The organism is Leifsonia sp. C5G2 (genome assembly GCF_013359685.1).
Taxonomy (GTDB): Bacteria; Actinomycetota; Actinomycetes; order Actinomycetales; family Microbacteriaceae; genus Leifsonia.
The window spans coordinates 208984-230259 of sequence record NZ_JABFMV010000002.1; the positions used below are offsets into that span (position 1 = coordinate 208984).

21 protein-coding genes are annotated in these 21276 nt (G+C 69.7%); 11 read left to right on the top strand and 10 right to left on the bottom strand.

What is annotated here, in order from left to right; translation table 11 throughout:
• Positions 1–28: 28 nt before the first annotated feature.
• Entirely contained in the window at positions 29–739 is a 711-nt protein-coding gene (fabG, locus tag HNO83_RS03815) for a 3-oxoacyl-ACP reductase FabG (RefSeq protein WP_175336186.1), read from the bottom strand.
• A gap of 86 nt (positions 740–825) precedes the next feature.
• On the opposite strand from fabG, the gene HNO83_RS03820 reads away from it, so the two are divergent.
• From HNO83_RS03820 to HNO83_RS03835, 4 genes are all read left to right on the top strand, one after another.
• Positions 826–1137: a DUF3099 domain-containing protein gene (locus HNO83_RS03820; protein WP_175336187.1), complete on the top strand. Its 312-nt coding sequence runs from the start codon at positions 826–828 to the stop codon at positions 1135–1137.
• 5 nt (positions 1138–1142) lie between these two features.
• Entirely contained in the window at positions 1143–1385 is a 243-nt protein-coding gene (locus HNO83_RS03825; RefSeq protein ID WP_175336188.1) for a hypothetical protein, read from the top strand.
• Positions 1382–2245: an SURF1 family cytochrome oxidase biogenesis protein gene (locus HNO83_RS03830; protein ID WP_175336189.1), complete on the top strand. Its 864-nt coding sequence runs from the start codon at positions 1382–1384 to the stop codon at positions 2243–2245. The genes HNO83_RS03825 and HNO83_RS03830 overlap by 4 nt, the downstream gene beginning before the upstream one ends.
• A gap of 152 nt (positions 2246–2397) precedes the next feature.
• Positions 2398–3273 (top strand): patatin-like phospholipase family protein, encoded by an 876-nt coding sequence (locus HNO83_RS03835; RefSeq protein ID WP_175336190.1) that lies wholly within the window; start codon positions 2398–2400, stop codon positions 3271–3273.
• A 78-nt stretch (positions 3274–3351) separates the two neighbouring features.
• Here the strand turns inward: HNO83_RS03835 and abc-f are convergent, their stop codons facing one another.
• The 6 genes from abc-f to sufB form a co-directional block, all read right to left on the bottom strand.
• Positions 3352–4950 (bottom strand): ribosomal protection-like ABC-F family protein, encoded by a 1599-nt coding sequence (abc-f, locus tag HNO83_RS03840; RefSeq protein ID WP_349627067.1) that lies wholly within the window; start codon positions 4948–4950, stop codon positions 3352–3354.
• A gap of 102 nt (positions 4951–5052) precedes the next feature.
• Entirely contained in the window at positions 5053–5382 is a 330-nt protein-coding gene (locus tag HNO83_RS03845) for a metal-sulfur cluster assembly factor (RefSeq protein ID WP_055893974.1), read from the bottom strand.
• A 23-nt stretch (positions 5383–5405) separates the two neighbouring features.
• Positions 5406–6200 (bottom strand): Fe-S cluster assembly ATPase SufC, encoded by a 795-nt coding sequence (gene sufC / locus HNO83_RS03850; protein WP_175336191.1) that lies wholly within the window; start codon positions 6198–6200, stop codon positions 5406–5408.
• Between the two features lie 2 nt (positions 6201–6202).
• Positions 6203–6532: a non-heme iron oxygenase ferredoxin subunit gene (locus HNO83_RS03855; RefSeq protein ID WP_175336192.1), complete on the bottom strand. Its 330-nt coding sequence runs from the start codon at positions 6530–6532 to the stop codon at positions 6203–6205.
• A complete protein-coding gene (gene sufD / locus HNO83_RS03860) occupies positions 6532–7749 on the bottom strand; it encodes a Fe-S cluster assembly protein SufD (RefSeq protein WP_175336193.1) in 1218 nt (405 codons plus the stop codon). Before sufD ends, HNO83_RS03855 begins: the two co-directional genes overlap by 1 nt.
• Positions 7746–9164, bottom strand: a complete 1419-nt coding sequence (gene sufB / locus HNO83_RS03865; protein ID WP_175336194.1) for a Fe-S cluster assembly protein SufB — start codon at positions 9162–9164, stop codon at positions 7746–7748. The genes sufD and sufB overlap by 4 nt, the downstream gene beginning before the upstream one ends.
• A gap of 290 nt (positions 9165–9454) precedes the next feature.
• On the opposite strand from sufB, the gene HNO83_RS03870 reads away from it, so the two are divergent.
• Positions 9455–10438 (top strand): COX15/CtaA family protein, encoded by a 984-nt coding sequence (locus tag HNO83_RS03870; RefSeq protein ID WP_249776479.1) that lies wholly within the window; start codon positions 9455–9457, stop codon positions 10436–10438.
• Here HNO83_RS03870 and HNO83_RS03875 read toward each other — a convergent pair.
• Together HNO83_RS03875 and HNO83_RS03880 are read right to left on the bottom strand one after the other, a co-directional pair.
• Entirely contained in the window at positions 10412–10972 is a 561-nt protein-coding gene (locus HNO83_RS03875) for a GNAT family N-acetyltransferase (RefSeq protein ID WP_175336195.1), read from the bottom strand. The two genes, HNO83_RS03870 and HNO83_RS03875, sit on opposite strands and share 27 nt — an antisense overlap.
• A 190-nt stretch (positions 10973–11162) precedes the next feature.
• Complete coding sequence (locus HNO83_RS03880; protein WP_175336196.1) at positions 11163–12095, bottom strand: heme o synthase; 933 nt, start codon at positions 12093–12095, stop codon at positions 11163–11165.
• Positions 12096–12402: 307 nt separating this feature from the next.
• Between HNO83_RS03880 and tkt the strand changes: the two genes are divergently transcribed.
• Genes tkt through pgl form a run of 6 tightly spaced genes read left to right on the top strand, consistent with a single transcriptional unit; the run spans position 12403 to position 20553 of the window.
• The gene (gene tkt, locus HNO83_RS03885; protein ID WP_175336197.1) at positions 12403–14493 is read left to right on the top strand and encodes a transketolase; all 2091 of its coding nucleotides are present in this window, start codon (positions 12403–12405) and stop codon (positions 14491–14493) included.
• 27 nt (positions 14494–14520) lie between these two features.
• Positions 14521–15651 carry a transaldolase gene (gene tal / locus HNO83_RS03890; protein ID WP_175336198.1) on the top strand — a complete coding sequence of 377 codons (1131 nt, stop codon included), beginning with the start codon at positions 14521–14523 and terminating at the stop codon, positions 15649–15651.
• Positions 15648–17258, top strand: coding sequence for a phosphoglucose isomerase-related protein (locus HNO83_RS03895; protein ID WP_175336199.1), 1611 nt, complete (start codon positions 15648–15650; stop codon positions 17256–17258). The genes tal and HNO83_RS03895 overlap by 4 nt, the downstream gene beginning before the upstream one ends.
• Positions 17259–17282: 24 nt before the next feature.
• Entirely contained in the window at positions 17283–18824 is a 1542-nt protein-coding gene (zwf, locus tag HNO83_RS03900) for a glucose-6-phosphate dehydrogenase (protein WP_175336200.1), read from the top strand.
• Positions 18821–19786, top strand: a complete 966-nt coding sequence (locus HNO83_RS03905; protein ID WP_175336201.1) for a glucose-6-phosphate dehydrogenase assembly protein OpcA — start codon at positions 18821–18823, stop codon at positions 19784–19786. Before zwf ends, HNO83_RS03905 begins: the two co-directional genes overlap by 4 nt.
• Positions 19783–20553 carry a 6-phosphogluconolactonase gene (gene pgl / locus HNO83_RS03910; protein WP_175336202.1) on the top strand — a complete coding sequence of 257 codons (771 nt, stop codon included), beginning with the start codon at positions 19783–19785 and terminating at the stop codon, positions 20551–20553. The genes HNO83_RS03905 and pgl overlap by 4 nt, the downstream gene beginning before the upstream one ends.
• 186 nt (positions 20554–20739) lie before the next feature.
• On the opposite strand, the gene HNO83_RS03915 is transcribed toward pgl, so the two are convergent.
• Positions 20740–21165 (bottom strand): hypothetical protein, encoded by a 426-nt coding sequence (locus HNO83_RS03915; RefSeq protein ID WP_175336203.1) that lies wholly within the window; start codon positions 21163–21165, stop codon positions 20740–20742.
• Between the last annotated feature and the right edge of the window lie 111 nt (positions 21166–21276).

A 21276-nucleotide genomic window follows, 5' to 3' on the forward strand; every position in this document is an offset into this window, starting at 1 on the left:
GAGCTCTTGGTTGGGGGCAGGGGCTGTGTCAGTGGCCCATGCCGAGGCCGCCGTCGACGGGGATGACGGCGCCCGAGATGTAGGCGGCGTCGTCGGAGGCGAGCCACGCGACGGCCTTGGCGACCTCGGACGGAGCCGCGAACCGGCCCGCCGGGATGCTCTTCTTGTACTCGGCCTGCTGCGCCTCGGGCAGCTCGGCCGTCATGTCGGTCTCGATGAAGCCGGGCGCGACGACGTTGGCGGTGATGCCGCGCGCGCCGAGCTCGCGCGTGATCGACCGGGCCATGCCGACCAGCGCGGCCTTCGACGAGGCGTAGTTGACCTGGCCGGCGCCGCCGAACAGCCCGACCACGCTCGAGATGAGCACGATGCGCCCGAAACGCGCCTTCAGCATGCCCTTGTTCGCGCGCTTGACGACCCGGAACGCACCGCCGAGGTTCGTCTCGACGACCGAGTCGAACTCCTCGTCGGTCATGCGCATGAGCAGCGTGTCCTTGGTGATGCCCGCGTTCGCGACCACGACCTCCACCGGGCCGAGCTTCTCCTCCACCTCGGTGAACGCGGCGTCGACGGAGGCGCTGTCGGTCACGTCCGCCCGCACGGTGAGCGCGCCCTCCGGCCCCTCGCCGGACCGCGCGGTGACCGCGACGCGGTGCCCCTGCGCGATGAACTCCTCGGCGATGGCGTAGCCGATCCCCCGGTTGCCCCCGGTGACGAGGACGGTGCGTGGCGTGGTCATGCGCTTCCCTTCAGGACTGCTTGCTGCGGATTCGACCCCGGAAGGGCCGAAGACAAGTTTATGGACGTACGCTGGAGGCAACGCACATGAAGAAGCCCTCAGCTCCGTCGATCACGACTCTCCCCCTCTCTCCCGATGAGGAGCGACGGCACCGGATGATCAAGTATTCGGTCGCCATGAGCATCCGTGTGGTCTGCCTGATCGTCGCCGTGATCGTCCCGGGCTGGTGGGCTGCCGTCCCGCTGATCGGCGCGATCTTCCTGCCCTACATCGCCGTGGTCATCGCGAACGTCTCGGTGGAGCAGGGCCGGGTGGATGTTCAGCGTCCGGGCGCTATCGTTCCAGTGACGCCTCCGCAGCAGAGGAGGCGCGAGGACGGCCGGGAGGACGCGCAGTGATCGGGATGGACGCGCCTGAGCCGCTGACGTGCTCGCGCGCCGGCTGCCGCGAGACCGCGTCGTGGCGCATCGAGTGGCGCAACCCGCGCATCCATGCCGAGGACCGCGTGAAGGTCTGGCTGGCGTGCGCGGACCACGTCGACTTCCTCCGCGAGTTCCTGGCGGCCCGCGAGTTCCCGCTCCGGGTCGTCCCGGTCGCCGACGCCGACGACGACGCCGGCTCGGACGCCGAGAGGTCGACGGCGTGAGCGGCACCTCCGGGGGCGGCTGGCGGTTCGCCTTCTCGCGCCGCTGGTTCGGCTACCTGGCGTTCGCGATCGCGTTCGCCATCGCGTGCGGCTTCCTCTCCAACTGGCAGCTCGCCCGCAGCAAGGAGGCCGCGGCCGCGAACGCGCTGGTCACGGCCAACTACGACTCGGCTCCGCGGCCGCTGACGCAGGAGCTGCCCTCGCTCGGCTCCTACTCCGCGAAGCAGGAGTGGACGCGCGTCACGGTCACCGGCACCTACGAGCGGGACAAGCAGCTGCTGGTGCGCAACCGGCCCTTCAACGGCAGCCCGGGCTTCGAGGTGCTGACCCCGTTGCGCACGGCGGACGGCTCGCTGTTCATCGTCGACCGCGGCTGGGTGCCGACCGGCAACCACACGGACTCGCCCGACCACGTGCCCGCCGCACCCGCCGGCACCGTCACCGTGGTGGCGCGGCTGAAGGCGAGCGAGCCGGCCATCGCCGGACGCACGGCGGCGGGCGACCAGGTGGGCACCATCCAGCTGTCCGTCGTGAAGCAGAAGCTCGGCGGCGCCGACGTCTACACCGGCGCCTACGGCCTGCTCGACAGCGAGGACCCGGCGCCCGCGACGGCGCCCACCCCGACCGTGACCTCTCCCCCGACACAGGATGAGGGACTCCACTGGTCGTACATGATCCAGTGGATCATCTTCGCGCTGATCGGCTTCTTCGGTCTCGGCTACGCGCTGATCACCGAGTACCGCAAGCGCAACTCCGAGGATCCGGCCGAGAAGGCGCGCGCCGCCGAGCGGGAGCGCCGCCGCCGGGCGAAGCGCTCCGACGCCGACGTCGAGGACGAGTTGCTGGACGCCGCGCACTGAGTCTCTGCTATCGTCGAGGCGATCGTGTTCCGACGGCAGGAGGTGAGACCCATGTACGCAGCATCCAGTGGGCGCTCCTGCAGTCCACGATCGCGCGGCTGAGGTAGCCGCCGCCGGGAGCGCCGCCCAGCATTTCGCGAAAGGCGACTCCCATGAACACTTCCTTCTCTTCTCACGACCGCGCGCTCGTCCTCGGCGGCGGCGGTTCCACCGGCAACGCCTGGCTGATCGGCGTCATCGCCGGGCTGTTCGAGGCCGGTGTCGACGTCACCGGCGCCGACCTCCTCGTCGGCACATCCGCCGGCGCGACTGCGGCGGCACAGGTGGCCGGCGCGGCACCGGCCGAACTGTACGCGCAGGCGCTCACGCCCGTCCCGGCGCGGCCGCCCGCGCCTCCCGCGACCGACGGCCGCCCCACCGGCGTGCAGCGCGTGCAGGCCGTGATCGACGCCTCCACCGGCATGGACGACATGCGGCGACGGATGAGCGCCGCGGCCCTCGAGCTCGACGCCGCCTCCGACGGCGCCTGGTCGGAGCGCTGGCGGTCGATCGTCGCCGCGCGGCTGCCGGTGCAGGAGTGGCCGGAGCGCCGCATCCTGATCACCGCCGTGGACGCCCGCACCGCCGAGCCGGTCGTGTTCGACCGGGACAGCGGGGTCGGGCTCGCGGAGGCGGTGGCCGCGAGCACGTCGAGCGCGCAGCCGCTCCGGATCGGCGACGAGCGCTACCTCGACGGCGGGTACCGCGTGAACGCGGAGAACGCCGACCTCGCCGCCGGCTACGACCGCGTGCTGGTGCTGTCGCCGTTCAACGGCCGCTCGCTCGCACCGGCCTCATGGGGCACGCACCTGGCAGCGCAGGTGGACGCCCTGCGCGCCGCCGGCAGCCGCGTCGAGGTGATCGGCCCCGAGTCGGAGGCCCTTCACGGCGCCAACGCGATGGATGCATCCCTCCGCCCCGCCGCCGCACGCGCCGGCCACGCCCGCGGCGTCGCCCTCGCGCCCGTCGTCGCCGCTCTCTGGCGCTGACCCCACCCCCATCGAGTCCGCGAAGAATCGACGCTTTCGAGCGGAAAACGTGCAGTCTGTGCGGACTCGATGGTGGGGTCAGGCGAGGGAGATGAGGTCGAGGTAGTCGCGGTTCCAGTGGTCCTCGGTGCCGTCGGGCATGATGAGGACGCGTTCCGGGTTCAGCGCCTCGACGGCGCCCTCGTCGTGGCTCACCAGCACGACGGCGCCCTCGTAGTGGGCGAGCGCATCCAGGATCTCCTCGCGGCTCGCCGGGTCGAGGTTGTTCGTCGGCTCGTCGAGCAGCAGCACGTTCGCGCCCGAGACGACGATCATCGCCAGCGCGAGCCGCGTCTTCTCGCCGCCCGACAGCACCCCGGCGGGCTTGTGCGCGTCGTCGCCGGTGAACAGGAACGAGCCCAGCACTTTGCGCGCCTCGGTCTCGGTGAGGTTCGGCGACGACGACACCATGTTCTGCAGGACGCTGCGCTCGACGTCGATCGTCTCGTGCTCCTGCGCGTAGTACCCGATGCGCAAGCCGTGTCCCGGCTCCACCTGCCCGGTGTCCGGCGCGTCCACGCCGGCCAGCATCCGGAGCAGGGTCGTCTTGCCCGCACCATTCAGGCCGAGCACGACGACCTTCGATCCTCGGTCGATCGCGAGGTCCACCGCGGTGAAGATCTCCAGCGACCCGTAGCTCTTGGACAGGTCGCTCGCCTGCAGCGGCGTCCGGCCGCAGGGCGCCGGGGTCGGGAAGCGCAGCTTCGCCACGCGGTCGACCTGGCGCACGTCCTCGAGCCCGGCGAGCAGCTTCTCGGCGCGCGCCACCATCTGGTGCGCGGCCGCGGCCTTCGTCGCCTTCGCGCCGAACTTCGCCGCCTGCAACTGCAACGCTCCGGCCTTCTTCTCGGCGTTGGCGCGCTCCTTCTTGCGGCGCTCCTCGTCGGCGGCACGCTGGCGCTGGTAGTTCTTCCAGCCCATGTTGTAGATGTCGATCACCTGGCGGTTCGCATCCAGGTAGAAGACGCGGTTGACCGTCTCGCCGACGAGGTCCACATCGTGCGAGATGACGATGAAGCCGCCGGTGTAATTCTTCAGGAACTCGCGCAGCCACAGGATCGAGTCGGCGTCCAGGTGGTTGGTCGGCTCGTCGAGGATCATCGTGCGGGCATCGGAGAACAGGATGCGCGCCAGCTCGATGCGGCGCCGCTGACCACCCGAGAGGGTCTTGAGCGGCTGCTCCAGGATGCGGTCGGGCAGGTTGAGGTTGGACGCGATGGACGCCGCCTCCGCCTCGGCCGCGTACCCGCCGAGCAGGTGGAAGCGCTCCTCCAGCCGCCCGTACGTCTTCATCGCCGCCTCCGACACCGCGGTGTCGGAGCTGGCCATGTCGACCGTCGCCTTCTGCATCCCGAGCACGATGGAGCCGAGCCCGCGGGCGTCCAGGATGCGCGTGCGCGCCAGGTCGTCGAGGTTTCCCGACCGCGGGTCCTGCGGCAGGTAGCCGAGGTCGCCGGACCGGTCGACTTTGCCCGCCGTCGGCAGGAGGTCGCCCGCGAGCACCTTCGTGAGCGTCGTCTTTCCGGCGCCGTTGCGCCCGACGAGTCCGATCTTGTCGCCGTCGGCGACACGGAAGCTCACGTCCTCCATCAGGAGGCGCGCACCCATGCGCAGTTCAAGCCCCTGCACGGCAAGCACAGTCGTTCCTACTTTCGGTTCTCAGCAAACAGTTCCGGACTTCTTCGACCCGACACGCCGCAGCGCGGTCGAAGAAGTCCGGAACTGATGGATTGGGTACAGCTAGATGGCGAAGCCGAGGGCGCGCATCATGTCGCGCCCGTCGTCGGTGATCCGCTCCGGGCCCCACGGCGGCATCCACACCCAGTTGATGCGGAACGCCTCGACGATGCCGTCGAGCGACTCGGCGGTCTGCTCCTCCAGCACGTCGGTCAGCGGGCAGCCGGCGCTCGTGAGCGTCATCGAGATGATGAGGGCGTTGTTCTCGTCATCCCAGGCCAGGTCGTAGATCAGCCCGAGGTCGACGACGTTGATCCCGAGCTCGGGATCCATGACGTTCTTCAGCGCCTCCTCGACCTGGTCGAAGAGCGCGGGGCTCAAAGTGGCGGGCATACCCGGATTCTACCTCTCGAGCCTCAGGCGCCGGCCAGCTCGGCCTCGTCGACCGCGGCGGGCTCGGGGGCGTCGACGTAGCGGTCGTAGCCCTCCTCCTCCAGCCGCTCGGCGAGCTCGGGGCCGCCCTGCTCCGCCACCTTGCCGGCCACGAAGACGTGCACGAAGTCCGGCTTGATGTAGCGGAGGATGCGCGTGTAGTGGGTGATCAGCAGGATGCCGAGCCCGGTGTTGGCCTTGGCGCGGTTGACGCCCTCCGACACGATCTTCAGCGCGTCGACGTCGAGGCCCGAGTCGGTCTCGTCGAGCACGGCGAACTTCGGCTTGAGCAGCTCCAGCTGGAGGATCTCGTTGCGCTTCTTCTCGCCGCCCGAGAAGCCCTCGTTGACGTTGCGCTCGGCGAAGGACGAGTCCATCCGCAGCGCGTTCATCGACTCCCGCACGTCCTTCACCCAGGTGCGGATGGACGGCGCCTGGCCCTCGATCGCGGTCTTGGCGGTGCGCAGGAAGTTGGTGTTGGTGACGCCGGGGATCTCGACCGGGTACTGCATGGCGAGGAACAGGCCGGCGCGGGCGCGCTCGTCGACGGTCATCGCGAGGACGTCCTCGCCGTCGAGCGTGATCGTGCCGCTGGTGACGGTGTACTTGGGGTGACCGGCGATCGTGTAGGCGAGGGTGGACTTGCCCGAGCCGTTCGGGCCCATGATCGCGTGGATCTCACCCTCGTTGATGGTCAGGTCGACGCCGTTCAGGATGGGCTTGGTGCCCTGGTCCGTCTCGACGGTGACGTGGAGGTCGCGGATTTCCAGCGTGGACATGGTCAGTTGATCTCTTTCGTGACGCTTGAGTCGATGTAGACGTCTCCGTCGATGATCTCGACGGCGAAGACGGGGACCGGCTCGTAGGCCGGGAGGTTGAGGGGCTTGCCGGTGACGAGCGAGAACTGCGAGCCGTGCGCCCAGCACTCCAGGGTCTCGTCCTCGACGAAGCCCTCGGACAGCGAGATCTCGCCGTGCGTGCAGGTGTCGCCGATGGCGTGGATGTCGCCGGCCGAGTCCTTGACGAGGGCGATCGGCACGCCGTTCACCACGACGCGGGTGGCCTGGTTCTCGACCAGCTCCGCGACGGCGGCGACGCGCTCGGCCGCCATCAGTGCTCCGCCCCGGCGGACGGGGCGGACGCGGTGACCGACGTCGTTTCGAGCTCCGCCTCGATCTTGGCCTGCAGGCGCTCCTGCAGCGCGGGCGAACCGATCTGCTGCACGATCTCGGCGAGGAAGCCACGGACGACGAGGCGGCGCGCCTCCTCCTCCGGGATACCGCGGGACTGCAGGTAGAACAGCTGCTCGTCGTCGAAGCGACCGGTCGCGCTGGCGTGGCCGGCTCCGACGATGTCGCCGGTCTCGATCTCGAGGTTCGGCACGGAGTCGGCGCGCGCGCCGTCGGTCAGCACGAGGTTGCGGTTCTGCTCGTAGGTGTCGGTGCCGACGGCCTTCGGCCCGATAAGGACGTCGCCGATCCACACCGTGCGTGCGCCCTCGCCCTGCAGCGCACCCTTGTAGGTGACGCGGCTGCGGGTCTCCGGACCGTCGTGGTAGACGTACACCTGCTGCTCGAGGTGCTGCGTCGCGTCGGCGAAGTAGGCGCCGAGCAGCTCGGCGTCCGACCGGGCGCCGGCGAGGTGCGCGGAGGGGTTCAGCCGCACGACGCCGCCGCCGAGGGTGATGGCGACGTGCTTGATCCGGGCGCCCTCCGCCAGCTCGGCGAAGTGGGCGGCCACGTGCAGCGCGTCGTCGTCCCACTCCTGGAGGGAGACGACGGTGAGGTCGGCGTCCTTCCCGAGCAGGAACTCGACGTTCTCGGTCAGGTGCGCGGCGCCGGTGTTCTGGAGGATGAGGGTCGCGGTCGCGCCCTCGGCCACCTCGACCACCGTGTGCGCGGCGCGCGGAGCGGAGCCCAGGGCCGAACGGGTCAGCGTGACCTCGCGGCGGTCACCGCTGAGATCGGCGGAGATGCTCACCAGCAGCGCTTGCTCGAACGCCGTCCAGGCGTTGGCGGACGCGCGGTCCTCCGGCTGCCCGGCGCGGCCGATGCGGGAGTCCTCGCGGCCCACCCACAGCGTCGAGACGCCCTTCGCCGCCGTGACGTCATAGACGTACGGTGAGCCGTCGAGCTCTCCTGTGGTCAGCTCCTGGATGCGCGCGACCGGGGTGTACTTCCACATCGGCTCGCGACCGGTGACCGCCGGGAAGTCGGAGACCTCGGTCGAGGTGAACCGCTCCGAGCGGGTCTGCACCGGGACGGGAGCGCGCATGTGCGTCGGGGCCGGCGCGGCCTGCGGGGTCGTCGTCGTCTCGATCTGCGTCATCCGACAGAGCCTTCCATGCCCATCTCGATGAGCTTGTTGAGTTCCAGGGCGTACTCCATGGGGAGCTCGCGGGCGATCGGCTCGATGAAGCCGCGGACGATCATGGCCATGGCCTCGTCCTCCGGGAGCCCGCGCGACATCAGGTAGAACAGCTGCTCCTCGCTCACGCGCGACACCGTCGCCTCGTGGCCGAGCTGCACGTCGTCGACCCGGATGTCGATCGCCGGGTAGGTGTCCGACCGGGAGATCGTGTCGACCAGCAGCGCGTCGCAGCGCACCGTGTTGGCGGAGTGGTGCGCGCTCGCGTCCACCCGCACCTCGCCGCGGTAGCCTGCCCGGCCGCCGCCGCGCGCGATCGACTTGGAGACGATCGACGACTGCGTGTACGGCGCCATGTGGATCATCTTGGCGCCGGCGTCCTGGTGCTGGCCGGGGCCGGCGAAGGCGACGGACAGGGTCTCGCCCTTGGCGTGCTCCCCCATCAGGTAGATCGACGGGTACTTCATCGTGACCTTGGAGCCGATGTTGCCGTCGATCCACTCCATGGTCGCGCCCTCGGCCGCGGTGGCCCGCTTGGTGACCAGGTTGTAGACGTTGTTCGACCAGTTCTGGATGGTCGTGTAGCGCACACGGGCGTTCTTCTTCACGATGATCTCGACGACCGCGGAGTGCAGCGAGTCGGACTTGTAGATCGGCGCCGTGCAGCCCTCGATGTAGTGAACGTACGAGCCCTCGTCGGCGATGATCAGCGTCCGCTCGAACTGGCCCATGTTCTCGGTGTTGATGCGGAAGTAGGCCTGCAGCGGGATCTCGACGTGCACGCCCTTCGGGACGTAGACGAACGAGCCGCCCGACCAGACGGCGGTGTTGAGCGCCGCGAACTTGTTGTCGCCGGCCGGGATCACCGTGCCGAAGTACTCCTCGAAGATCTCCGGGTGCTCGCGCAGCGCCGTGTCGGTGTCGAGGAAGATGACGCCCTGCTCCTCGAGGTCTTCGCGGATCTGGTGGTAGACGACCTCGGACTCGTACTGCGCCGCGACACCGGCGACGAGGCGCTGACGCTCGGCCTCCGGGATGCCCAGCTTCTCGTACGTGTTCCGGATGTCCTCCGGCAGGTCTTCCCAGCTCTGCGCCTGCTTCTCCGTGGAGCGGACGAAGTACTTGATGTTGTCGAAGTCGATGTCCGACAGGTCGGCACCCCAGGTCGGCATCGGCTTGCGCTCGAACAGCTGGAGGGCTTTCAGGCGTCGCTGCAGCATCCACTCGGGCTCCTTCTTGAGCCCGGAGATGTCTTTCACCACCTCGGGAGAGAGCCCGCGACGTGCGGAGGCACCCGCTGCGTCGGAATCCGCCCAGCCGAACTCGTACTGCCCCAGAGAGGCGAGCTCAGGCCGATCGATCAGGATGTCTGACATATCTACCTCGTTTCCTCCACTCGTAACCGGATATCAGTCCGGCTCATTCCCCTCGCGACGCGCGGCTCACGCCGGTCGTGCGAGCGTCCTGATTGCGCGGGTGGCCTTTGATGCGTATTTGCACAGCTGTGCGATCAGTACTTCGCGTACCTAAACTGTCCGTGGAGGCAGGCCTCGATGCCCCGGCGCGGACGGAGGAAACCGTCTGCGCGCACGCGCACCGAGGCGCGTTCCTCGAACCCACCAATTCTACAGGTGCGGCGCGGTATTAGTAGAGGCGCGCCTGCACATTGCCCGAGTATCCGCATCCGACCCAGGAGTCCGACATCACCATGAAGCGCATGATCGCCTGGCTGCCCGACCGCGTGGACGGACGGACCCGCGTCGTCGCGTGGATCTACCTCGCCGCCCAGGTGATGCTCGTCGCCACGGGAGGGGCCGTTCGTCTCACGGGCAGCGGCCTGGGCTGCCCCACCTGGCCGACCTGCACGGCGGACTCCTTCGTCAACACGCCGGAGATGGGCATCCATGGTGTGATCGAGTTCGGCAACAGGGCCCTCGGCGGCGTCCTCGCGCTCCTGGCGATCATCGCTTTCCTCCAGGTGGTGAAGCTGTATCGCACCAGGCGCGACCTCTTCCTGCTCACCCTCATCGCCGGTCTCGGCGTGCCGCTGCAGGCGATCATCGGCGGTCTCAGCGTGCGCACCCAGCTCACCTGGTGGGTCGTCGGCATCCACCTCATCATCTCGATCGTCCTGGTCGCTCTCACGACGTCGTATCTGGTGCGCGTGTATGCGACCCCGGGGCCGCGCTACCGCGCCGTGCCCGGCTGGTATGCGGCTCTCGCGTACGTCACCGCTGCGGTCGTCCTGATCACCGTCCTCGTCGGCATCCTGACGACGGGAGCGGGACCGCACGCAGGCGACCAGAAGACCCCGCGCAACGGGCTGAACCCGGAGGTCCTCCAGCACGTTCACGCGATCCCCGCGTATGTGACCTTCGCCCTCACGCTGGTGCTCGTCGTCGCAGCCTTCCGTGTCGCCGGCCCGGGCGTCCGTCGCTTCACCCAGTACCTGCTCGCCGTCGAACTCCTGCAGATCGTCGTGGGGCTCATCCAGGCGAACACCGGCCTGCCCGGCGTCCTCGTCGGCGTCCACATGACCCTCGCCGCACTGCTCACCGCCGTCATGACGGCGGTCGTGCTCTCCCTGTACTCACCCGTGACCGCGCCGCGCGACCCCCAGGACTCAGCGCAGGACGTCGTCGCGGCGTAGCGTCCCGACGCGCGCCTCGCGCATCCGGCCGTGCAGCTCCACGATGGTCCGAATGCTCCCGGCGAAGTCGAACCCGACCGCCTCTGCGAGCCGTCTGCTCGCCGCGTTCTCGGGCACGTACTCCCAGTTGAGCTGCTCGAAGCCGCCGCGCTCCGGGTCGAGCGCGAAGGCTGCGACCGCACGGAGCGCCTCGCGCAGGTAGCCCTGCCCGCGCGCCCAGGGCGCCGACCAGCAGCCGAGGGAGGCGCTGCCGGGCCGGTCGTCGCTGCGCACCTCCAGCGCGCCGATCAGGCGACCGCCGTTGCGCGGGTGGATCGCCCACACCGTGTACCGGTGGCTCGCCAGCCCGTGCGGGCAGTACGAGCGGACGAAGAACTCCGCGCTCTCGCGGGTGTACGGCTGCGGCAGCGGCACCCACGCCTGCGTCTCTGCGTCGAGGCAGGCCTCCAGCACGTCCAGGACGTCCGTCTCGCCCGGGGCGTCGAGCACGAGGCGCTCGGTCACCAGGCGAGCCGTCAGCAACTGTGCTGTCATGCGCACATGCTAGACGCGGAACGCACCCCGCGGCAGGAAAAGTCGAGCGCCGCTCACATGTCGCTCGCCGACTTCCGTCGGATCGAACGCGCTCGGATCTCCTGCTGAGCCGCCCTCTGCAGGAGATCCGGACAGATGTCGACCGAATCTCCGACGCAAGCAGCCGTCGCGCAGGCCGGGACGCGCGCGGTTACGCGAAGTGGAGGAACGGGAGCAGCGGGTCGATCGCCACGGCGAGGAAGATCAGCGTCAGGTAGGCGATCGAGCCGTGGAAGACGCGCATGGGCGACACCGTCTCGTGCCGGATCGCCAGGTTGTACAGCCGGTGCGACTCGTAGATGAACCAGCCGCCCGCCACCAGCGACACGGCCGTGTACAGCAGCCCCATGTGCGCGACCGGGATGAGCAGCAGCGAGCACGCCACCATCGCCCAGGCGTAGAGGATGACCTGGAGGCCGACCACCGCGCGGCCGCGGACGACGGCGAGCATCGGGACGCCCGCCTCCTGGTAGTCGGCGCGGTACTTCATCGAGAGCGGCCAGTAGTGCGGCGGCGTCCAGAGGAAGATGATGCCGAACAGGATGAACGGCGCCCAGTCGAGCGAGCCGGTCACGGCCGCCCAGCCGATCAGCACCGGCATGCAGCCCGCGACGCCGCCCCAGACGATGTTCTGCGGGGTGCGGCGCTTGAGGATGAGCGTGTAGAAGACGACGTAGAGCAGGATGGCCGCGACCGAGAGGCCCGCCGCGAGCCAGTTGGTGAAGAAGCCCAGCACGAGCACCGACGCGATGCCGAGGGCCCAGGCGAACACGAGCGCCTCGCGGTCGGAGAGCTCCCCCGTCACCAGCGGGCGGTTCTTCGTGCGCCGCATCACGCGGTCGATGTCGCGGTCGATGTAGCAGTTGAACGCGCCGGCCGATCCGGCGCTCATATAGCCGCCGATCACGGTCGCGACGACCAGCCACAGGTTCGGGATGCCGCCGGCCGCGAGGATCATCGTCGGAACCGTCGTGACCAGGAGCAGTTCGACGACCCGGGGCTTCGTGAGGGCGAAATACGCCTTCACCTTGCGGGCAACGCCGATGCGGTCGGATTCGACACGGCTCTCTACAGCGACGTCCATTGCTCCTCGTGTGGTGTCGGCGGATGGGCGGAAGGGCCCCGGCCAAGTCTACGTCACGTAGAGGTGGCGCAGGGCGGTCGCCGTGTGTCCGCCTGTGGCATAACCGGCTGGGGGAACACCCCACGTTTCGTGCGTGTTACCTATACTTGGAGATGCTCGCCAGCCGGAACCCCTGTACCGCCCGCCTCTTTTGTAGGACCGTGACGGATGAGACTCCGGCGCCGATGACGTCCACGGCGCGCACTACCTCAACCGGTGCGGGTTCCACGACGACCCTCACCATCTCTACGAAGGGTCAGTTTTCAACGTGGCAGCACTGCAGTGGGATCCCATTGACAACAAGGCGGTAGACACGGCTCGCATCCTCGCGGCCGACGCGGTGGAGAAGGTGGGCAACGGGCATCCCGGCACCGCCATGAGCCTCGCCCCCGCCGCCTACCTGCTCTTCCAGAAGGTGATGCGCCGCGACCCGCACGACCAGCACTGGCTCGGCCGCGACCGCTTCATCCTCTCCGCCGGTCACTCGTCGCTGACGCAGTACATCCAGCTCTACCTCGGCGGCTACGGTCTCGAGCTCGACGACCTGAAGGCGCTCCGCACCTGGGGCTCCCTCACCCCCGGCCACCCCGAGTACGGACACACCGACGGCGTGGAGATCACCACCGGCCCCCTGGGCCAGGGCATCTCCTCCGCCGTCGGTTTCGCTTATGCGGAGCGGTACGAGCGCGGCCTGTTCGATCCGGACGCCGCCCCCGGCACCAGCCCGTTCGACCACCACGTCTACGTGATCGCCTCCGACGGCGACCTGGAGGAGGGCGTCAGCTCCGAGGCGTCGTCGCTCGCCGGCCACCAGGAGCTCGGCAACCTGATCGCGATCTACGACAGCAACCAGATCTCGATCGAGGACGACACCGACATCGCCTTCACGGAGGACGTGCAGAAGCGGTACGAGGCGTACCACTGGGATGTGCAGGTCGTCGACTGGAAGAAGACCGGCGTCTACAAGGAGGACGTCGAGGAGCTCTTCCAGGCGATCGAGAACGCGAAGGCCGTCACCGACAAGCCGTCGCTCATCATCCTGAAGACGATCATCGGCTGGCCGTCGCCGAAGAAGCAGAACACCGGCAAGATCCACGGCTCCGCCCTGGGCGCCGACGAGCTGCGCGCGGTCAAGGAGGTGCTCGGCTTCGACCCGGAGCAGACCTTCGAGGTCGCCGACGAGGTCATCGAGCACGCCCGCAAGGCGGTCGAGCGCGGCGCCGAACAGCGCGCCGAGTGGCAGAAGGGCTTCGACACCTGGGCCGAGGCGAACCCCGAGCGCAAGCAGCTGCTCGACCGCCTGCTCCGCGGCGAGGCGCCGGACCTGGAGAGCGTGATCCCGGTCTTCGAGCCCGGCAAAGACGTCTCGACCCGCGCCGCCTCCGGCAAGGTCATCAACGCCATCGCACCGGCAATGCCGGAGCTGTGGGGCGGCTCGGCCGACCTGGCCGAGTCCAACAACACCACCATCGAGGGCGCGCCGTCGTTCGTGCCGAGCGAGCGCTCGACCCACGAGTGGACCGGCAACCCGTACGGCCGCGTGCTGCACTTCGGCATCCGCGAGCACGCGATGGCCGCGATCATCAACGGCATCGTGCTGCACGGCCCGACCCGGCCCTTCGGCGGCACGTTCCTGATCTTCAGCGACTACCAGCGGCCGTCGCTGCGCCTGTCGGCCCTGATGGACATCCCGTCGATCTTCGTCTGGACGCACGACTCGGTCGCCCTCGGCGAGGACGGCCCGACGCACCAGCCGATCGAGCAGCTGTCGACCCTGCGCGCCATCCCGAACTTCACGGTCGTCCGCCCGGGCGACGCGAACGAGGTCGCGTGGGCGTGGAAGACCATGCTCGAGCGCCGCCAGGGACCGGCCGGCATCGCGCTGACCCGCCAGAACATCCCCGTGTTCGAGCGAGGAGAGGGCGACGCCGAGGGCGACACCCTCGCGTCGGCGAAGAACGTCGCGAAGGGCGCGTACATCCTGGCCGAGGCGCCGGGCGGCACGCCGGACGTGATCTTCATCGCGACCGGCTCCGAGGTCCAGATCGCGCTCGAGGCTCGCGAGGTGCTGAAGGGCGAGGGCATCAACGCCCGTGTCGTGTCGGCCCCGAGCCTGGAGTGGTTCGACGAGCAGCCCGCCGAGTACCGCGAGAAGGTGCTCCCGGCGGCCGTCAAGGCCCGCGTCTCGATCGAGGCCGGCCTCGCGCTCGCCTGGGACAAGATCGTCGGCGACCACGGCCGCAGCGTGTCGATCGAGCACTTCGGTGCCTCGGCCGACTACAAGACCCTTTTCCGCGAGTTCGGCATGACCACCGAGCACGCCGTGTCCGCCGCGAAGGAATCGCTCGCGTCGCTCTGAGCGCGGGCACTGAGGAGATAGAAGACAATGACCGACACCACCTCCACCACCGAGACCCCCACCGCCGCCCTGTCGGCAGCGGGCGTCAGCATCTGGCTGGACGACCTGTCCCGTGAGCGCATCAACTCCGGCGGCCTGCAGAAGCTGATCGCCGAGAAGAACGTGGTCGGCGTGACCACGAACCCGACGATCTTCGCCGCCGCGCTCTCCAAGGGCGAGGCGTACGACGAGCAGGTCCGCGAGCTCGCCGCCACCGGCATCTCCGTCGACGACGCGATCTTCGAGATCACGACCGACGACGTCGCCAACGCGAGCGACATCTTCCACGAGGTCTACGAGCGCTCCAACGGCGTCGACGGCCGCGTGTCCATCGAGGTCGCCCCCGGCCTCGCCCACGACACGCAGGCGACGATCTTCGCCGCCAAGAAGCTCTCGGACAAGATCCAGAAGCAGAACGTGATGATCAAGATCCCGGCGACGGTCGAGGGTCTCGAGGCCATCACCGAGACCATCGCCGCCGGCATCAGCGTCAACGTGACCCTGATCTTCAGCCTCGAGCGCTACCGCCAGGTCATCGACGCGTACCTCACCGGCCTCGAGAAGGCCAAGGAGGCGGGCATCGACCTGTCCGGCATCCACTCGGTCGCCTCCTTCTTCGTGTCGCGCGTCGACACCGAGGTGGACAAGCGCCTGAGCGCCATCGGCACCGACGAGGCCCTCGCCCTCAAGAGCAAGGCCGGCATCGCCAACGCCCGCCTCGCCTACGAGGTCTACGAGCAGGAGTTCGCCACCGAGCGCGCCAAGCAGCTCGTCGCGGCCGGCGCCAACGAGCAGCGCCCGCTGTGGGCCTCCACCGGCGTCAAGGACCCGAGCCTGCCCGACACGCTGTACGTCGAGGAGCTCGTCGCCCCGAACACCGTCAACACCATGCCGGAGAAGACACTCGACGCGACCTTCGACCACGCCCGCATCACCGGCGACACCGTCACCGGCAGCTACGCCGAGTCGAACGACGTGCTCAACAAGCTCGCCGACCTCGGCATCTCGTACGACGAGGTCACCGAGCTGCTCGAGCGCGAGGGCGTCGAGAAGTTCGTCGTCTCCTGGGGCGAGCTCGTCGACACCGTGAAGAACGCGCTCGAGGGAGCTGCCAAGTGACGTTCCGCATCCACGTCACCGGGCCGGCCGCCGAGGCCGTCAAGACCGTCGTCCCGCAGCTCGTCGCCGACAAGGTCGCGTCCGGGATCACCGCCCAGGATCCGGCCCTCTGGGGTCCCGCGGCCGAGCCGGAGGCGAGCAAGCGTCTCGGCTGGACCGAGGCCGTCGCCATCTCGCGGCCGCTCGTGCCGGAGATCGTCGCCCTGCGCGACGAGCTCCGCGCCAAGGGCGTGCACCACATCGTCCTCGGCGGCATGGGCGGCTCGTCGCTCGCGCCCGAGGTCATCACCCGGACGGCCGAGGCCGAGCTCACCGTGCTCGACTCGACCGACCCGGGACAGGTGCTCGCGGCGCTGCGCGACCGGCTCGAGGCCACCGCGGTGGTCATCTCCTCGAAGTCCGGCTCGACGCTCGAGACCGACAGCCAGAAGCGCGTCTACGAGAAGTGGTTCCAGGACGCCGGGATCGACCCGCTCGAGCGGATCGTCATCGTCACCGACCCGGGCTCCCCGCTCGACCAGTCGGCGCGTGAGGCCGGCTACCGTGTGTTCAACGCCGACCCGAACGTGGGCGGCCGCTACTCGGCGCTCACCGCGTTCGGCCTGGTGCCGTCGGGTCTCGCCGGCGTCGACATCTCCGAGCTGCTCGACGAGGCCGAGGCCACGCAGATCGAGCTCGCCGTCGACAACGAGGAGAACCCGGGCCTGGTGCTCGGCGCGGCCATCGCGGGCACCAGCCCGCTGAAGGACAAGCTGGGCATCGTCGCCGACGGCACCCACATCGTCGGCTTCGCCGACTGGGCGGAGCAGCTGATCGCCGAGTCCACCGGCAAGGAGGGCACGGGTCTGCTTCCCGTCGTGCTCGACACGCTCGCCCCCGAGCTCGAGTCGAAGCCCGCCGACCTGCAGGTCGTGCGTCTCGTCGCCAACGCGGAGGCCCACCACCTGTTCCCCGCGGACCGCCACGAGGGCGAGATCCTCGTCTCCGGCAGCCTCGGCGCGCAGCTGATCGTCTGGGAGTACGCGGTCGCTGTCGCGGGCCGCCTGCTCGGCATCAACCCGTTCGACCAGCCGGACGTGGAGGCCGCGAAGGCCGCCGCCCGCTCGCTGCTCGACAACCGGCCGGAGCCCGTCGCCCCCGCGTTCACCGCGGGCGGCATCGAGGTGCGCACCACCGGCTCGTTCCTGGGCGACGCCACGACGCTCGACGCCGCGGTGGACGCGCTGCTCGCGCAGCTCGGCCCGGACGGCTACGTCGCGGTGCAGGCCTACGTGGACCGCATCGCCCTCCCCCAGCTCGCGGGGATCCGCGACCTGCTGGCGGCGAAGGCGAACCGTCCCGTCACCTTCGGGTGGGGTCCACGCTTCCTGCACTCGACCGGACAGTTCCACAAGGGCGGCCCCGCCGTCGGCGTGTTCCTGCAGATCACCGCGACGGCACCCGAGGACCTCGAGATCCCCGGCCGCCCGTTCACGTTCGGGCAGCTCATCCAGGCCCAGGCCGCCGGCGACGCCAGCGTCCTCGGCGAGCACGGCCGTCCGGTGCTGACCCTCACGCTCACGAACCCCGAGGCCGACGTCGTCTCGCTGTTCGAGGCCGTCAACTGAAGTCCCGATAAAGGAGACCGACACTTGTCACCGGTGGAGATCACCCCGGAGTTCAACCCGCTGCGGTTGCCCTCCGACCGCCGCCTCAATCGCATCGCGGGGCCCAGCAGCCTCATCATCTTCGGAGTGACGGGCGACCTGTCGCGCAAGAAGCTGATGCCCGCGGTGTACGACCTCGCGAACCGCGGCCTGCTGCCGCCCGGGTTCTCCCTCGTCGGCTTCGCCCGGCGCGACTGGGAGGACCAGGACTTCGAGAAGGTCGTGTACGAGGCGGTCAAGCAGTACGCGCGCACGCCGTTCGACGACGACGTGTGGAAGCAGCTGGCACAGGGCATCCGCTTCGTGCCCGGCGAGTTCGACGACGACGAGGCGTTCCAGCGCCTCAAGGAGACCGTCGAGCAGCTGGATGCGGAGCGCGGGACGATGGGCAACCACGCGTTCTACCTGTCCATCCCGCCGAAGGCGTTCCCGATCGTGACGGAGCAGCTCAAGCGCTCCGGGCTCGCCGACCAGTCCGGCGAGGGCTGGCGGCGTGTCGTCATCGAGAAGCCGTTCGGTCACGACCTGCAGTCGGCCCGGGAGCTCAACGCGGTCGTCGAGACCGTGTTCCCGCCGGACTCGGTGTTCCGCATCGACCACTACCTCGGCAAGGAGACGGTCCAGAACATCCTGGCGCTGCGCTTCGCGAACGAGCTGTACGAGCCGATCTGGAACGCCAACTACGTCGACCACGTGCAGATCACCATGGCGGAGGACATCGGCGTGGGCGGCCGTGCCGGGTACTACGACGGCATCGGCGCGGCGCGCGACGTTATCCAGAACCACCTGCTGCAGCTCCTCGCGCTCACCGCGATGGAGGAGCCCATCTCGTTCAACGCCGCAGACCTGCGCGCCGAGAAGGAGAAGGTGCTCGCCGCCGTGCGGCTGCCGAAGGACCTGGCGAAGTCCACCGCCCGCGGCCAGTACGGCCCCGGGTGGCAGGGCGGCGAGAAGGTCGTCGGCTTCCTCGAGGAGGACGGGATGAATCCCCAGTCCACCACGGAGACCTACGCGGCCATCAAGCTGGAGATCGGCACCCGCCGCTGGGCGGGCGTCCCGTTCTACCTGCGCGCGGGCAAGCGCCTCGGCCGCCGCGTCACGGAGATCGCGGTGGTGTTCAAGCGCGCTCCGCAGCAGCTCTTCGCGGAGTCGCAGACCAGCGCGCTCGGCCAGAACGCGCTCGTCATCCGCGTGCAGCCCGACGAGGGTGTGACCATCCGCTTCGGCTCGAAGGTTCCCGGCGCCGGCATGCAGGTGCGCGACGTGAGCATGGACTTCGGCTACGGCCACGCCTTCACCGAGGCGAGCCCGGAGGCCTACGAGCGGCTCATCCTCGATGTGCTGCTCGGCGACCCGCCGCTGTTCCCGCGTCACGAGGAGGTCGAGCTCTCCTGGAAGATCCTCGACCCGATCGAGGACTTCTGGGCCACGCAGGGCCAGCCAGAGCAGTACCGCCCCGGAACCTGGGGCCCGAAGTCGGCCGACGAGCTCCTGGAGCGCGACGGCCGCGTTTGGAGGCGTCCATGATCGTCGATCTTCCCGCGACGACCGTCAGCAACATCTCGAAGGCCCTCGTGAAGATCCGCGAGGAGGGCGGCGCCGTCGCCCTCGGTCGCGTGCTCACGCTGGTCATCGCGACCCACCTCGGGCAGGAGGAGGAGGCCATCGAGGCCGCCAACGACGCCTCCCGCGAGCACCCGATGCGCGTCATCGTGGTGTCCACCGAGGAGGACCGCGAGCGCAGCAAGGGCGACGCCCGCCTCGACGCGCAGATCCGTGTCGGCGGCGACGCCGGCGCGAGCGAGGTCATCGTGCTGCGCGCCTACGGCGAGACCGCGAGCGACGAGGAGGGCCTGGTCACCGGCCTGCTGCTCCCCGACGCTCCCGTCGTGGTCTGGTGGCCGGGGGTGGCGCCCGAGAAGGCGTCGACCTCGCCGCTCGGCCGCATCGCCACCCGGCGGATCACCGACGCGTCGGCGCAGCCGAACCCGCAGGAGTTCCTCTCCCACCTCGGCAAGACGTACGCCCCCGGCGACACCGATTTCGCCTGGACCCGGCTCACCCTGTGGCGCGCACAGCTCGCCGCCGTGCTCGACCAGCCGCCGTACGAGCCGATCATCGGTGTCGACGTCGCCGGCGCGGCCGACTCGCCCTCGACGCTCCTCCTCGCCGCGTGGCTTCGCCTGCAGCTGCAGGTGCCGGTGCACTACGACCTCGCCTCGCGCGCGATCGGCTCCGGCGGCATCCACGGGGTGAAGATGGAGCGCGCCTCCGGCGTCATCGAGCTGGAGCGCGAGGTCCCGAACGTCGCCCGCCTGTCGCAGCCCGGCCAGCCCACGCACGACCTGTCCCTGCCACGCCGCAGTCTCCGCGACTGCCTGGCCGAGGAACTGCGTAGGCTGGACCCGGACGACCTCTACGGCGAGGTGATCACGAAGGGTCTCGAACTGCTGGAGACCTCTGACGAAGGAGCAGGCGCCAGGGCATGACGAACGAACGGCGGGTGCTCGTCCACCCGGACAAGGAGGCGCTCACGGCCTCGGTGGCCGCGCGCTTCCTCACCAAGACGATCGACATCCTCGACGACCAGGGCCACGCGAACATCGCGCTGACCGGCGGCACGATGGGCATCGCGGTACTGGAGGCGGTCAACGCCTCCCCCGCCCGCGACACCATCGACTGGTCGAAGGTGCACTTCTGGTGGGGGGACGAGCGGTTCGTGCCGCGGAACGACCCCGACCGGAACGAGCTCCAGGCGCGCGAGGCGCTGCTCGATCACATCGCGGTGCCGCCGGAGAACGTCCACCCGTTCCCGTCGTCCGACGAGATCCCGGACATCGACGAGGCCGCGAGCGTGTATGCCGCCGAGCTGGAAGCCTTCGGGCACGAGGGCTGGCCGGTGCCGAAGTTCGACATCACCTTCCTCGGCGTCGGACCGGACGGTCACATCGCGTCGCTGTTCCCCGACCGGCCCGGCATCCGGGAGGACAAGGCCTCGGTGATCGCCGAGCGCGACTCCCCCAAGCCGCCGCCGGAGCGGCTCAGCCTGACCCGGCCGGTGATCAACTCGTCGGACCGCATCTGGCTGGTGCTCGCCGGCAGCGACAAGGCGAGTGCTCTCGGCCTCGCGCTCGCGGGTGCGAGCTACACCGAGGTGCCGGTCGCCGGCGCCAAGGGCCGCAAGCGCACCGTGTTCTTCGTGGACAAGGATGCCGCCGTCGACGTCCCCGAGAACCTCATCGCGCCGAGCTACTGACGCTCCCCTCACAAGAGACCGCAGCCCCCTCATCCGGTGACTGCGGTCTCTTGTCGCATGTGCGGGTGCGCGCGCACGCGCACTCGTGACGGGAGGCCGCAGTCGCGTAGCGCGAGGGACTGCGGTCGTTCGGTACGTGTGCGGGTGCGCGCGCACGCGCAATCGTGACGGAAGGCCGCGGTCGCGTCAGGCGGCGCGGACGCGCTCGCGCAGGGTCGCGAGACGCGCGGCCGGCGCGCCCGTGAGCGGGCCGCGGCCGCGGATCGCGAAGCGGTCGTGCTCTGGCCGGATGCCGCGCTCGAACGCGTGGGTCAGCAGGTGCAGGTAGAACGCGAGCAGCCGCGACGTCTCGTCGCGCACCTCCGCGTCGCGCCCGGCGAGGTCGAGCTCGTCCACCCAGCGCTGCAGTTCGGCGAAGGCGACCCGCAGGCGGAGGCTGCGCCGTGCGTCCACGGCGACCAGGGGCGCGCCGTCCTCGTACCGGGTCAGCAGGAGCTCGGCCTCCTCCGCACGGTCGACGGCCGCGTCGAGCAGCGCCGCGAGGCTGGTGCTCCCCACCTCGTCGGCGAGGGCGCGCGCCTCGCCCGCCTGCTCCCCCGGCGTTCCGCGCATCCCGCACCTCCCGTGGGATGCAGTGTAGCCCCGACCATTCGTCACGAACGGGCGCGATTCGTCACGAACGGGCGCGATTCGTCACGAACGGGCGCGATTCGTCACGAACGG